This is a genomic window from Halomicrobium zhouii, assembly GCF_900114435.1.
In the GTDB taxonomy this organism is placed as follows: Archaea; Halobacteriota; Halobacteria; order Halobacteriales; family Haloarculaceae; genus Halomicrobium; species Halomicrobium zhouii.
The window spans coordinates 796,630-809,707 of the sequence record NZ_FOZK01000001.1 but is presented as its reverse complement, the minus strand read 5'-3'; the positions used below and the strand labels follow the sequence as shown (position 1 = coordinate 809,707).

Annotated in this window: 9 protein-coding genes; 5 read left to right on the top strand and 4 right to left on the bottom strand. The window is 69.1% G+C overall.

The genetic code is table 11. The annotated features are described in order from the left end of the window. The first annotated feature begins 162 nt into the window (after positions 1–162). Entirely contained in the window at positions 163–1,395 is a 1,233-nt protein-coding gene (locus tag BM337_RS03780; protein ID WP_089814043.1) for a hypothetical protein, read from the top strand. Between the two features lie 783 nt (positions 1,396–2,178). Here the strand turns inward: BM337_RS03780 and BM337_RS03775 are convergent. Beyond that, positions 2,179–3,348 carry a carboxylate--amine ligase gene (locus BM337_RS03775; RefSeq protein ID WP_089814041.1) on the bottom strand — a complete coding sequence of 390 codons (1,170 nt, stop codon included), beginning with the start codon at positions 3,346–3,348 and terminating at the stop codon, positions 2,179–2,181. Positions 3,349–3,495: 147 nt separating this feature from the next. Then, on the bottom strand, positions 3,496–4,095 hold the full coding sequence (gene trmY / locus BM337_RS03770; RefSeq protein ID WP_089814039.1) for a tRNA (pseudouridine(54)-N(1))-methyltransferase TrmY: 600 nt from the start codon (positions 4,093–4,095) through the stop codon (positions 3,496–3,498). Positions 4,096–4,449: 354 nt separating this feature from the next. Between trmY and BM337_RS03765 the strand changes: the two genes are divergently transcribed. Genes BM337_RS03765 through BM337_RS03750 form a run of 4 tightly spaced genes read left to right on the top strand, consistent with a single transcriptional unit; the run spans position 4,450 to position 7,968 of the window. Beyond that, on the top strand, positions 4,450–5,253 hold the full coding sequence (locus BM337_RS03765) for a DUF4129 domain-containing protein (RefSeq protein WP_089814037.1): 804 nt from the start codon (positions 4,450–4,452) through the stop codon (positions 5,251–5,253). Next, positions 5,253–5,840: a DUF7269 family protein gene (locus tag BM337_RS03760; protein WP_089814036.1), complete on the top strand. Its 588-nt coding sequence runs from the start codon at positions 5,253–5,255 to the stop codon at positions 5,838–5,840. The genes BM337_RS03765 and BM337_RS03760 overlap by 1 nt, the downstream gene beginning before the upstream one ends. Further along, positions 5,837–7,267, top strand: coding sequence for a DUF58 domain-containing protein (locus BM337_RS03755; RefSeq protein ID WP_089814034.1), 1,431 nt, complete (start codon positions 5,837–5,839; stop codon positions 7,265–7,267). Before BM337_RS03760 ends, BM337_RS03755 begins: the two co-directional genes overlap by 4 nt. Next, positions 7,264–7,968 carry a DUF7519 family protein gene (locus BM337_RS03750; protein ID WP_089814032.1) on the top strand — a complete coding sequence of 235 codons (705 nt, stop codon included), beginning with the start codon at positions 7,264–7,266 and terminating at the stop codon, positions 7,966–7,968. The genes BM337_RS03755 and BM337_RS03750 overlap by 4 nt, the downstream gene beginning before the upstream one ends. 22 nt (positions 7,969–7,990) lie before the next feature. Here BM337_RS03750 and BM337_RS03745 read toward each other — a convergent pair whose 3' ends face one another. Further along, entirely contained in the window at positions 7,991–10,222 is a 2,232-nt protein-coding gene (locus BM337_RS03745) for a hypothetical protein (protein ID WP_089814030.1), read from the bottom strand. 188 nt (positions 10,223–10,410) lie between these two features. Continuing rightward, positions 10,411–11,529: a CopD family protein gene (locus BM337_RS03740; RefSeq protein WP_143117631.1), complete on the bottom strand. Its 1,119-nt coding sequence runs from the start codon at positions 11,527–11,529 to the stop codon at positions 10,411–10,413. Between the last annotated feature and the right edge of the window lie 1,549 nt (positions 11,530–13,078).

Sequence of the window (13,078 nt, the reverse complement as noted above, 5' to 3'; positions counted from 1 at the left end):
GTTGCGAGCGGTGCAGACATCGGCTCGAAGCGATTCTCGGCGTCCCAGTGGCGGACGTCAGGAACCTTCGAACAGCTAGCGCGGCCCGGCGGCGATTCCTGGCCGCTCGGGACCGCCGTCGAGTCGATTGACGCTTTTCCGTCGGCGGTTCCAAACGAACGTATGACCGGGGCAGCGGCGGACGGCGAGGCGGTGACGACCGACGCCGACGGGGACGTCGTCGTCGACGTCGGGCTGCTGGTCGCCCACTCTCCGCGGAGCGACGGCGTCGACCTCGCGGCCTTCGCCGACCGGGCGGCCCACGACGTCGTCGGCGAACTGGCGTCGGCGACGGACGCGAGCTGGCGGTTCCACGCGGAAGAGCCCGAGGAGCTGACAGACTACGACGCGCGGTACCCCTCCGAGTTCCTGGAGGAGGCGGCGCTGCGGATGGTCGAGGGCCCCTACGACCTGGTCGTTGTCGTCACCGACGTCCCGCTGCTCTCCCGGCGCGAGCGTCGCGTGCCCGGGCTGGCGTCGCCGCTGGGACGCGTCGCCGTCGTCTCGACGCGAACCCTGCGGCTATCGCCCCGTGACCAGCCCCGGCGGTCCCTCGAGGACGCGGCGGTGCGCTGGAACGGCGCGGCACTGCTGCTCCACCAGGTCGGCCACGTCCTCGGCGCCGGCCACGACGCGGGGGGTGACTCCGCGATGGCGCCGTTCACGTTCGACGCCGAACGGGACGGCGTCCCGCGGTTCGACACGACGCTGAGCAGACAGTTCCGCCGCGAGGCGAGCCGGATCCCCGAGGAGGAGACGGACGCCCGTGGCCCCCTCGGACGGCTGTGGTTCTACCTCGCCAGCGTCGCCCGGAACCCGGGGGAGGTGGCCGCCGCAGTGGTCAGGAGCCGCGCACTCGCGCTCCCGCTGTCGCTGCCGAAGCTATCGACGGCGGCGCTGGTGCCGACGCTCGTCGTCGTCTTTAGCGCCGAGACGTGGGACGTCGGGCTGAACATCACCGACGGCACCGCCGCGCTGTTCGCCGTCGGCTCCATCCTGCTCGCGGCAGTCTACCTGCTGTTCTCGCACAATCTGCTGTTTCCCCGCGGGCGCCAGCAAGTCCTCACCGAACACGTCGCGCTGGTGAACGTCGCCGTCTTCTGCATCCTCGTGCTCGCCATGGTCGGCCTCTACCTGCTGGTCGGGGGGATCATGCTCACCATCGAGTACGTCGTCTTCCCGCCGAACCTGATGACGAACTGGCCCAGCCTGGAGGACCCGACCGTCGGCGTCGTCGAACTCGTCCGCATCGCGGGCTTTATCGCCACCATCGGCGTCCTCTCGGGCGCCCTCGGCGGCGGCCTGGAGAAACGGACGATTCTCAGGCACCTCGTCCTGTTCAACGACCGGCCGTGAGGTGATTTTCGTCGTAGGAGTCGTCGTTCGTTCATGGCTAGTACAGTGTGTAGAGGTCTCGTTTGGTAGGTTTCGAACTGGTGACGTGGCTGGAAACGACACTACCTCGAAAGCCCTCGGCGCGCTCGACTCGCGCGGCTCGCTGCGCGCCTCACTTCGTTCGGTGCTTGCGTCGCCGTGCTTCGTCGAGCGCTCCTCGCCCTTTCAGTCCCCCAGGGACAGCCGTCGCTCGCGCGATAAAACGCGCTCACGGGTCGCTTCGCTCCCCGTTCGCTCGTTCGGAGGCCCCTCCCTCCGGTCGGCGCCTCCCTGCGCTCGCGATTGGCTCCGCCACCCCTCCCCGGTCGCGCCTAGCGGCGCGACACGCGTCCTGACCGCCCCGCAACCGCGCGCCGGTCGGCCGGGAGCGCGTTTCATCGCGCGACCAAGGGAAGGGCAGGGCTGCGATGCCTGGCGGAATGAAAGGGCGAGGCGGGGTCCGGGAACCCGGGCGCAGCAAGCGACCGCGAGAGCGTAGCTCTCGCGTAGTCCTCAGCTTTCGCTGAGGGCACCGGAACGAAGTGAGGAGCGCAGCAAGCCCCGGGACCGGAGCGCGCCGAGGGCTTTCTGGCTGTTGGCGGTGTCGCTTCTTCCAGCGCAATTCAGACGAACTATCCGTGCAACTCACAGACACGCCCAGCAGTCACAGCATCGACAGCCAGAGCACAATCAACCGACTGTGAATCGGCCACTGACACCCGCTCGCCACGGGTCCACAGCTACTCTCAGCCGACCTCGTCCCAGCTACTTCACTTTGTTCCGGAGGCCCTGGAGGAAGGGCCCGGGGTCGTCGAGGTTGAGGTAGTCGAAGTGGGGCTCCGAGAGGCAGGAGGCCGCTATCTCCCAGGCGGTCCCGGCGAGCGACGGCCGCTGGACGAGCGGCGAGTCGTCGGTGAGGATGCTCAGGAGGTAGCCGACTTCGCCGTGGAGCAGGTGGCTCCCGACGCCGATCTCGTAGTCCGGGTCGATCTCGTCGGTCCGGTCCGTCGCCTGGAGCCAGTAGTAGTGGGGGAAGTCGACGCCGGCGCGGACAGTCGAGGGCAGGGACTGCCACATCCGGGGGTTGATCTCCGTGAGGACGAACTCGCCGGTGCGCTCGTCGCGCATGTACTCGATGCAGGCCAGGCCGTGCCACTCCAGGTGGGACAGCAGGTCGTCGGCGACGCGGTCGAGTTCGGGGATGTCGGTCGACTGGCGGTAGACGCCGCCGCCGCCGGTGTAGGAGGTGCCCCGGACCTGGTGGTGCTGGAAGGTGGCCAGCGCCTCGCCGTGGTCGTACAGCCCGGCGAACATGTACTCCTCGTCGTAGGGGACGAACGCCTGGACGATCGGGTCGTGGCGGTACGCCTCGCGGATCGCGTCGGGGTCCGGTTCGGTTCCCGGCTGGAGGTGTTTGACCGCCTTGACGACGGCGGACTCGCCCGGGTCGAGGTGGTCGACGTAGTCGTCGACGACGAGGTTGTACCGGGACTTGACGATGCGTTCGGGGCCCCAGTCGTCGACGTCGGCGAGCCGGCGCGTCTCTGGCACCGGCACGCCCGCCGCCTCGGCCGCCTCGGCGAGGCGCAGGCGGTCGTGGACGGTTCGTAGCTGGTCGAACGACGGGACGGGCAGGGAGACGTGCGCCTCGAACGACTCGCGGAAACGAGAGAGGACGTAGCCGTCCTCCGGCCGGACTGGAAGTATCGTCTCGACGGTCTCCCGCTCGGCCAGTTCGAGCAGGGCGTCCCGGTAGGCCAGCAGGTCCTCTTTCGGCGGCGGCAGGTCGACGGACTCGTCGCAGTACCGAGACGCCGCCGCCGGAACCCCCTCCTTCTCCGAGGCGACGATAGTCCGGACGCCCTGCTCCGAGAGCGACCTGACACAGACGTACCCCTGGGCCTCGTGCCCTGTCGGAATGACGACGGCGTTCACGCTTCGGTTCTCCTCATGTCGGCGTTAAAGCTCCGTATGGGGATTAGTATGATCGGCTGAACGTTCGCCGGCGACGCCTAGGGCCGTCTTACTGCCACGCTAGATACATTCACGACGGCCCGCAGTCTGTGGTTCGCTGACGCGCTGTCAGTAAGTGGTGTACCCGTCGGTGTCGAGGTAGTTGTGCGCGACGGCGATGGCGTGGTCTGCGTGGATGGCCTTGGGCCCCAGGGAGAGCCGCCGGTCGGCGACGTCGTCGAGGAGCGCGCGCTCGCCGTCGGAGAAGTCGTGGTGGTCCGAGAGGACGAACAACGGGTCGGTCGGCGGGTCGACCTCCACCGCGGGGTCGCCATTCTCGTGGAGCTGGACGACGGTCTCGGCCGCCTTCGCTGCCGTCTCCACGGTCGCCTCGAAGCCCATCCGGGAGAGCGAGACGCCCGGCGACGTCTCGACCGGGACGTGACCGATGGCCTCCTCGCGCTCTTCGAGGGCGTTCCGGACCCGCGCCGCCGTCGAGCGCTCGTCGGGGTTGAAGTTCCGGAGCGCGCTCCCGTCGAAGGTGACGGTGTACTCGTCGGCGAGGACGAGGTGGACGCGGACGTCCTCGCGGAGGCCGTGGGAGAGCACGAGCGCGCTCGTGACACAGCGCGCCAGCAGGTCGAGGCGTCCCGCGCCGCCGGGGAGGTCGTCCAGGGAGAACTCCGGGGTCGTCGGGACGTCGTGGCCGGTGACGACGAACTGTCGCATGCCTCCTGGTTGGCGTGGACTGGCTTATACCGTTGGTTCCACGGTGACCTGCGGGCGGTCGATTCGGTCTGCCTGTTCTATCAGGACGTGTGCGACGTGTCACCAGTTTTGATGGTAGGGAGAGCTTTCCGACCGGGGCCGCCGACCTGTCGCGCGACGGCAATTTTCCAGACGGAGCCAGCGCGACGCCGAAGATAATCCCGCGTTAGTCGCGTAAGGGCACTCTATAACTAACCACGAAGTTCCCAATAGGGGCCTACGGGCTTGCGGTTTCGTCTGCGAACTCGGTTGGCTTAACGAGGGTGGATACACGAGGGAGCGCCAGATGATCTACACCGACACACCGCCGTCACTATGAAACGGGAAACAGGCGCGTGGCTCGCGGTCGCCCTCCTCTCTATCAGCGCGATGGGCGTCTCGGCCACGACGCTGGAGTCGACGATGTCGACGGACGCCAACGACGTCATCGACCTGGACTACGACCAGGTGCCCATCGGGCAGGACACCGCCTCGAACGTGATGGACGAGATCGAGGGGGACGAGCGGGAGGGAGAGCCCGCGAGCGCAATGAGTTCGAACCCGGGGGACCAGCGTGAGTCGACGAGCAGCCAGCCGGCGGAGAGCCAGTCCCAGCAACGGCAACAGCAACAGCAGCGGGAGCAACAGCAGCGGGAGCAACAGCAGGACGAGAGCGGCGAGCAGGGCCTGGAACCGATGTCACTGCTCGACCGCCTGCTGGCCCTGCTGATGGCCCTGTTGCCCTACTTGCTGGTCCTCGCCGCCGTGCTCGGTGCGGGCGGCCTGGCGTATCGGTACCGGGAGCGGTTACTTGCCGCGTTCGCGGATCCGGACGACGAGGAAGACGCCGAAGGCCCTGCCCCGGCAGCCGAGGCAGACCCGCGGGAGGGCTCGCCCGCCCATGCCGTCGAACGCGCGTGGCTCGGGATGGTCCGCCACCTCGACCTCGATCGTCCAGGAACGATGACGACGAGCGAGTGCGCGAGCGCGGCCATCGAGGCCGGGCTGGACAGGGAGGCCGTGAAGCGACTCACCGAGACGTACGAGGAAGTCCGCTACGGCGGCCGTCCCGTCACTGCCCAGCGCGAAGAGACCGCCCGCCAGAGTCGGGACCGACTCGACGCCGGAGGTGGCACCTGATGGCGCTCACGCGCAAAGCGCCGGCCGCCGCGGGAATCGTCCTGCTGGTTCTCGGCATCCTTGCCGTCCTCTCGCCCGCCGTCGCGGGACTGATCCCCATCGGCGCGGCCCTGGCGCTCGCCGGCAACGACTACGTGCTCGTGGCCGTCCTGGCCGTGCCCGCGCTCGCCACCGTCGCCGGACTCGTCCTCTCGCGGACGACGACGGGCGTCTCGGAGGCGACGCCGCCCCCCGTCGAGGGGACGGACCCAGCCTCGCCCGGCCGCGACGTCGACGACGCGCTCGACTCGCTCCCGTTCCTGCGCGTGAGCGATACGCACCGGCACGTCCACGCACGCGTCCGGGCCGCCGCCGTCGAGGCCGTCGCCGAAGCGGACCGGTGTTCCCGACCGGCCGCCCGCGAGCGCATCGAATCGGGCGAGTGGACCGACGACCAGGCCGCCGCGGCGTTCGTCGCAGACGACGAACTCGACCCGCCCGGACTCGCGGGGCGCCTCGCAACACGTCTCCACCGGGACGACTGGTTCCACCGGCGCGTCGACGCCACGGTGTCCGCACTCGAATCGATGGAGGGCGAGTCGGCGTGAGCGACGTCCGCACCACCGGTCGCTGGCGCGGCGTCGTCGCACTCTCGCTGTTCGCGGGCGCGGTGGGCCTCCTCGCCCAGCGCCCCAGCCTGTTGCTACTCGCCTCGGTCGGCGTCGGCTACGCCGTCTACCCGCGACTCGTCCCGGTGCCGCCCGAACCCGACCTCGCCGTCGAGCGGACGATATCGGAGCGGACGCCCGCACACGGGGAGTCGGTCGACGTCGCGGTCACGGTCCGCAACGAGGGCGACCGGTGGCTCACCGACCTCCGTATCGTCGACGGCGTGCCCGCGCTACTCCCCGTCGTCGACGGGACGCCCCGGCGCGCCACGGCGCTGGGCCCCGGCGAGGAGACGACCATCGAGTACGCCGTCGAGGGCCGCGAGGGAAAACACCGGTTCGAACCGACGATCGTCCTCTCCAGGGACCTCAGCGGCGCGACGGAACGGACGACGACCGTCCAGGAGTCGACGGTGATCGACTGCGGCGTCTCGGTCCCCCAGGCCGCCCTGCGGGACCTGACCCGCCGGCGGACCGGCGAACTCGTCACCGACGAGGGCGGGAGCGGCCTGGAGTTCCACCGCATGCGCGAGTACCGCCGCGGCGACCCGGTGAAACGGATCGACTGGCGGCGCTACGCCAGCGGTGGCGACCTGACGACCGTCGAGTTCCGGGAGGAACGGGCCGCCGCGGTCGTGCTCTGCGTCGACGTCGGGACGGACGTCCCAGCCGACGAACCGGGGGCGACACCGACCGCCCACGCCGTCGCCCGGAGCGTCGCCGCGGCCGACCGCCTGGCCGCCGCGCTCGCCGACGCAAACCACGAGTTCGGCCTCGCCGCGCTCGGCCCGGAGCCCTGTTGGCTCCCGCTCGGCGTCGGCCGGAGCCACCTGGCCCACCTTCGCCAGTTGCTCGACGCCGACCCCGCGTTCGCGCCGTCGACGGTCGCCGGCAGCCAGGACGGCCCTGCCGACCGGGTCGTCTCGCCCGAGTTCGACAGCAGGGACGTTGCGCCCGAGGTGAACGACTCCCCGGAGGGACCCACGGTGGACCAGCCCGGCTCCACCGGCGCGGAAGCAGCGCTCTCCGATGGCGGCCGGCTGGTGGACGGCGCGACGAGCGGTCGCGACCGCCAGACCGCCGAACTCCGTGAGCGACTCGGCGGCAACACCCAGATTACGCTGCTGAGCCCGCTCGCCGACGACGACATCCTGGGGACCGTGCGGACCCTGGAGGCCGCCGGCCACCCAGTCACCGTCGTCAGCCCGGACACGACGGCCGGGGAGACGGTCGGGAACCGCCTGGCCGCGCGCGAACGGACGACGCGGATCCAGGCGCTCCGCCGCCTCGGCGTCCCCGTCGTCGACTGGCAGACCGGTGACCACCTCGGCAACGCCCTCGAACGGACCATGGAGCGATACCGATGACGTCGCCGACTGCCTCGCGTGACCTGCTCGACCGACCGACTGCGCCCGGCGCGCTGCTGGCGATGGTGGCCGGCGTCGCCACCGTCGCGCTCCTCATCGAGGGTGCCGGCCAGTGGCAGGCGCTCGTCGCCGAGATCGCTGGACTGGGACTCTGTGTCGGCGGCTACGTCGCCTGGCAGCGCGGCCAGAAGGCCCCAGGGTCGCTCGCGGCGCTCGCGGGCGGCGTGCTCGTTCTCGTGGCACTCGGCCTCGCCGTCTCCCGGCCGGAGGCAGTGACGGACCGACTGGAGCTACTACCTGGATTGCTCGGCCTCGCGGTGCTGCTGGCAGGGCTGGTGCCCGTCCGCTCGGGCTGGGAGCGCAGGCTCGTGACCGCCGGCGCCGCGCTCCTGTTCGTCGGCGTCGTGACGAGCGGCGTGGTGCGAGGGGCGTCGGAGATGCAGTTGCTGGTCGCCGGCGTCGCGTCGGTGCTCGCCTGGGATCTCGGTGAGCAATCCGTCTCGCTGGGCGGCCAGGTCGGGCGTCGTGCGCAGACCCACCGGGCCGAGTTGGTCCACGCCGGTGGGAGTCTACTCGCTGGAGTCGCGATTCTGGGCGTGACGCTCGGCGTGGCTGCGATGGACGTCCAGGGACTCTCGCTGGCCGGCTTTGCGGTGTTGCTGGTCGCCGGCTTCGCGCTCGTCGTGGCGATGCGACAGTGAGAAACGAACGCCCTGTCCCGATTCAGAGCGCGTTCGCGTTCCGGGCCTGTTCGGCCCGCCGGTTCGCCTGTTCCTGGCGGTTCTCGGCCGCGTTCACGAGCGACTCCGGCAAGTCGTCGCTCGCCTCTGCGAGGCGCTGTTCCGCCCGTTCGAGCCGGTCGGCGACCGCTTCGAGCTGCTTGTCCGCGTTCCCGCGGTCACCCTCACGGGCCCGCGCTGCCGCTCGCTCCGCCGCGTCGACGACCGCGGCGAGCGCCCGTTCGAGACCCTGGATGGCGTTCGACGACCCGTCCGAGCCACCGGTCCCGGAGCCGCCAGAGCCGTCGGTTTCGGTCTCCGTCCCGCCGTCGCTATCCCCGTCGTCGCTCCCGCCGTCATCGCTATCTCCGCCGTCGCTGCCACCGTCGTCGCTGCCACTGTCGTCGCTATCCCCGCCGTCGTCTGCGTCCATCTCCGCCGCCACCGCCGCCCGCGTCTCCTCGCTGACGTCGGCGAGGTACTCGGCGAGCGGCGCCTTGCCCGTCTCCGGGTTGTCGATGCGAACGCCCGCGTCCGAGTTCCGGTCCGGATTGACTCGATAGGCGCCGACCTCGTCGTCGCTGTCCCGGACCTCCGTCGTGTACGCGCCCCCGGCGTGGACGTAGACGGCCTCGTCGCCGTCGTCGTCTCCGACCGGTGACTCGTAGAGGCGACCCGCGAAGTCGTCTTCGAGGGCCACGGTGGCGACGTCCACGTCGGCGTTCGCCGTCCCGACCTCGAGTTTCCTCGCGTCGCGGTTGGCGACGAGCGGGATCTCGCCGTCGACGCCGGCGGCGGTCACCGCGCCGGCGTTCCCGTCCCCGCCCCCGGCTACCGACACCCGCTCGCTGTGGGGGGCCTGCCCCGCGCCGTTGACCGTCAGCCGGTGGTCACCGGCCGGGACGTCCCGGACGACGGCGACGCCGCCGAACGTCGGGACCGCCTCGGGGTCGCTCTCCAGCAGGGCGACGGACTCGACGGTCGCGTCCGTCGTCGTCAGCCCCTCGTCCTCGGGCGCGTCGTCGGTCGTGACCGCCTCCGTGACGCGGGTGACGACGGTGTTGATCGGCGCCGGCTCGCCGATGGCGTCGTAGCGGTCGGCCAGCGCCGCGCGGTGGTTCGGGTCCGTGACGTCCGCGGCCGGGTTCTCGTAGCGGGGCTGGTCCCACGGCGCACCCGTCGTCGTGATGTGGCCCGCGACGGCGTCCTCGACGGCCTGTGGGACGGCGAACTCGAAGCTCAACTGCGGCCCCGTGAAGTCCGTGATGTGTTCGAGTTCGCTCGACGGGACGAGGTCGTACTCGACGTCGGCCTCGTCGGCCGTCTCCTCGCGCTCTTCGTGTTCGAACACGAGCCCGGTCTCGCGTCCGGGGAGGTCCGTCGGTGGTGAGGTCAGTTCGTCGAACGCTCGCACCGTCAGCTCCTCGGTGACGAGCGAGTCGGCCGTCACCGACGGAAGCCGGTCGTGGTCGTACAGCGGCGCGCCCTCGTACGCCGGGACGACGTAGGGCAGCCGGGACCCCTCGTCCCGCGGGAGGCCGTAGGCCAGCGGGATCTCGGCCAGGTCCTCGACGCCCTCGATGGCCCGGTTGGTGACGTCCGCGAACAGGTCACCCTCGGCCAGGCGCTGGAACCGGTCCGCGTCGTCGTTGACCGACAGCGCCGTCGAGTGCGAGCCCAGCTCCGCGAGCATCCGCGGGACTGTCTCCGGGTCCGGGTCGAGGAACTCGTTGTTGGGCACCTTCCGGGAGTGCGAGCTGGCGACGTACAGCTGCGGGTCGCCCGTGTCGGTGTCGACGAAGACGTGCAACACCTCCCAGTCGTGCCAGTGGAAGTTCGTCGTGAACTGGTCGAACGCCGAGTAGAGCCAGAACTGGACGACCGCTAGCGGCGACTCGGCGTACTCGACGGCGTTGTAGAACACCGTCGGGTTCGGCGGGTCGCCCTCGCTGTAGCGCTCGTGATAGCCGTCGAACGCGTCGAAGCCGTCGACAACGGTCTCCCCGTCGTCCTCGCTGGCGTACGGGCGGGGGTCCGTCGGGAACCACGGCTCGTGCTCGTCGAAGTACAGCGTCGGCGCGAAGCGCGTCGCGAGTTCGCGGGCGAGGTCGTCGTCGGCCGCCGTGGCCTCGCTGTCGCTCTCTGCCTGGAGTGCCGAACAGCCAGCGAGCGAGGTGGCTCCCGCGGCTGCGAGCGCGCCGAGGAGGGTTCGGCGGTCGAGGTGCTGTTCACTCATCGGCAGAGAGCTGATGGGAGGGAGAATCAATCGCGGGTGATTGCATTACCTAACGACGGCTAGACGCGGGGAAAGGTCTTCTGGCAGTCGGGGCAGTGGGGCGATTCTGGTCACTGGGACAAGGCACGTGAACGACAACGCGGGCATCCGGGCCCGGCCCGACGAGTGACGCGGACGGCCCGACCGCGTCACGTCGGCGGTCGCTCGCGCCGGACCTCGGTCACCTCGTAGCCGAACGTCGTGAACCCGACGGCGGCGACCGCCATGGCGCCCACCAGCAGGACGCTCCGGAACTCGCTGCCCGTGGCGTTCAGCTGCCCCGTGCCGGCGGGGACCGACAGGACCGCCGTCAGGATCACGGACAGGAGCATCACGGCGACGAGGACAAGCACCTCCACACGTATCGCCCAGACGAACGACTGCGTCGCGCCCCGGCCGGTGGCGTTCGCGGCGCCGCCGTGCGGGAGGCGGGAGAGCAGTCGACGGCCGGCCGTCCGACGGCGACAGGCCGCGGGCTGGAGTCGGGACAACAGGAGCAAGCGGTTGACCCCGCCGAGGCCCGCGGCGGCGAGCGCGAACGCCACCTTCACCGCGAGGACGACGCCGTAGGCGGAGGTCCGCACCGTCGTCGGCCCCGGGAGGTGCCAGACGGCGATGAGCAGGCCGGCGACGCTGGCCAGCGTGACGCCGCCGACGGCGATGGGCGAGAACGACCGGATCGCTCGCGCCACCGCCCGACGTCTCGCGTCCTCGTCGACCGCCCGGAGCACCGGCGGACAGACCGTCGTGAGCGCGACGAGGCCACCGGTCCAGACCGCCGCACCGGCCATGTGCCCGAACTTGAGCGCGATCGCGACGCGGGCGTCGGGAACGACGGTCGAGTACCCCGATACACAGACGGCCAGCAGGACGAGGACGCCGCCGGCGGTGGCACCCCTGAGCCACCATCGACGCGGCACCACGACGAGGCCCAGGATGCCGACGACCGCGACCAGCCCGAGCCCCAGGGTGACCGCCGTCTGGGCGACCCAGACCGGCCCCCACTCGGTCGCCAGGAGCGCACGTCCCCCGGTAACCGAGAGCGGGAGCCCGCCGGTGCTCGTCGCGAGCAACAGTGCGGTGGCAGCGGCGAACGCGGTCAGCGCCGGGACGCCGACGAGCAGCAGAACCATACGGTCGACGACGGTCGCCCTGACGTCTTCCGCGTCGGCCAGCGGGTACACCACCAGCTCCGCCGTCGGTGGTCCCCCCACCAGGACGACGACTGCGAGCAACAGCGTTCCACGGAGTGGCGCGGTGAGTTCCATCGTGGTGTCCGGTTCGCCTTCTTCGCGCGGCCCGGTCTCGACGGCGTGGCCGCGATCGACGACGGCGCACGTCCTGAACCGCTGTCGGCGTCGTCGCGGTGGGCGGTGCCACGGGTGATGACCAGACGTCACGTGACGCTAAAGAGCCGTTCGAACGCCGACAACTGGCCGTCGCGCGTAGTGCTCCCCCGTCGGTGTACGGTAACCGTCGCGCGCCACGTCCGCGATTCGAGCGGGCCGGCTCTGGCTTCCGGAGTATCTTTCGAGCCAAGTAGAAATTAAAGTTATGAAAATTAGAGACTATATAACCGCTATTTCTGAAGGAGAGCAAATGATGCCGGTGTAGCCTCGCTGGACGTGCAGTGGCTGTCGATGGCTGTATTCGCGATGCTGATCGTCGCCGGGTTAGCGCTGGTCGTTGCGATGCGGCACTGAGCGTAGTCCGGGGAGACCTCGTGGTTGATTCGTGGATGCTGTTCTCTTTGCCGGTGGTTCGCTTCGGAATGTAGACGTTTTTAGGAGCGCCGATATTCACAATCGGTTACCTTCCGGCGATTTTGTACCTCAAACCGATCGTTCATTCTGCCACTTCCGTGGGCATCGGTGCTGTTCTCTCACCGCGTTTAGTCGCACCGCCAGTTTTCATACTCGGTGTCAGTGGCCGAGCGCGACCGAGCCCGCCTATCGGGCGGCCTGCGGCGCTCGTTTGCCGTTCACGAACTGCTCGAACGTCCGCTAGAAGCGGTGCCGACCCGGCTGATATCGGATCTAGGAAATTGACTCGGCGGCCGTACTGAGGATCACAGACTGGACATAGCTGTCTACGATGGCGACAGGAATAGGACCTATTACCAGGATTGTCCAGTCCCTCGTTTTAGGCCAAGAAACTGCCCGTACGACCCGATTTCGATTCACCGCGTTCTCGGACCAACCTGGAAGTATACTCGCGTACGAGCGACGTGGGCATCGAGAACGGGGATTCGATACGTATTGAAACCGGCAGACGGGAACCGATTGTGAAGATTTTAGCCGGTAAGATTTCGATGTCGTCCGGTCACGGACTGAATGAGATCAGCTGTGAAATCGCCTCTATACCCGAATTAGCACGTGTGGCTGTGGTTTATCGGTTCGTTCGGCTAGTTCCTAGTTCCGTTTCGTATGTTATACGAAGGCCACTTGCGGACGTTTTGGCCGAATGTGAATCTACGATACCGGAAGGACATTGAATATGGGCGCTTCTACCGGCTTCTAAAAGGCTGACATCGATTTTGGGTTGTGATGGTCGGTGGGGCTGTTGCGACGAGACGGTTATCGGTGGAGATGCGAGATTTGCAGAGGGTAATGCATGCTACCAGGCTTTCGTGCATGCAATCTCTTGCTCGAAATGGGCCCGATGGAGTGACCTGTAGCTCGTGGGCTTGATTGCGACAGGAAATGGGCCGGCGCAGATTCGAACACGGGAAGACATTCCTGCTCGCTTCGCTGCGCGGGCTGTGACTTCCTTGCTCGAATCTGCGTGCCCACTTCCACCAACGGATACTCGTCGCTG

What these genes read in the sequence shown, in the direction of transcription:
- BM337_RS03745 (WP_089814030.1), bottom strand. Translation starts at nt 10,222, where the DNA reads ATGAGTGAACAGCACCTCGACCGCCGAACCCTCCTCGGCGCGCTCGCA.
- BM337_RS03765 (WP_089814037.1), top strand. Translation starts at nt 4,450, where the DNA reads ATGAAACGGGAAACAGGCGCGTGGCTCGCGGTCGCCCTCCTCTCTATC.
- BM337_RS03780 (WP_089814043.1), top strand. Translation starts at nt 163, where the DNA reads ATGACCGGGGCAGCGGCGGACGGCGAGGCGGTGACGACCGACGCCGAC.
- BM337_RS03760 (WP_089814036.1), top strand. Translation starts at nt 5,253, where the DNA reads ATGGCGCTCACGCGCAAAGCGCCGGCCGCCGCGGGAATCGTCCTGCTG.
- BM337_RS03750 (WP_089814032.1), top strand. Translation starts at nt 7,264, where the DNA reads ATGACGTCGCCGACTGCCTCGCGTGACCTGCTCGACCGACCGACTGCG.
- trmY (WP_089814039.1), bottom strand. Translation starts at nt 4,095, where the DNA reads ATGCGACAGTTCGTCGTCACCGGCCACGACGTCCCGACGACCCCGGAG.
- BM337_RS03740 (WP_143117631.1), bottom strand. Translation starts at nt 11,529, where the DNA reads ATGGAACTCACCGCGCCACTCCGTGGAACGCTGTTGCTCGCAGTCGTC.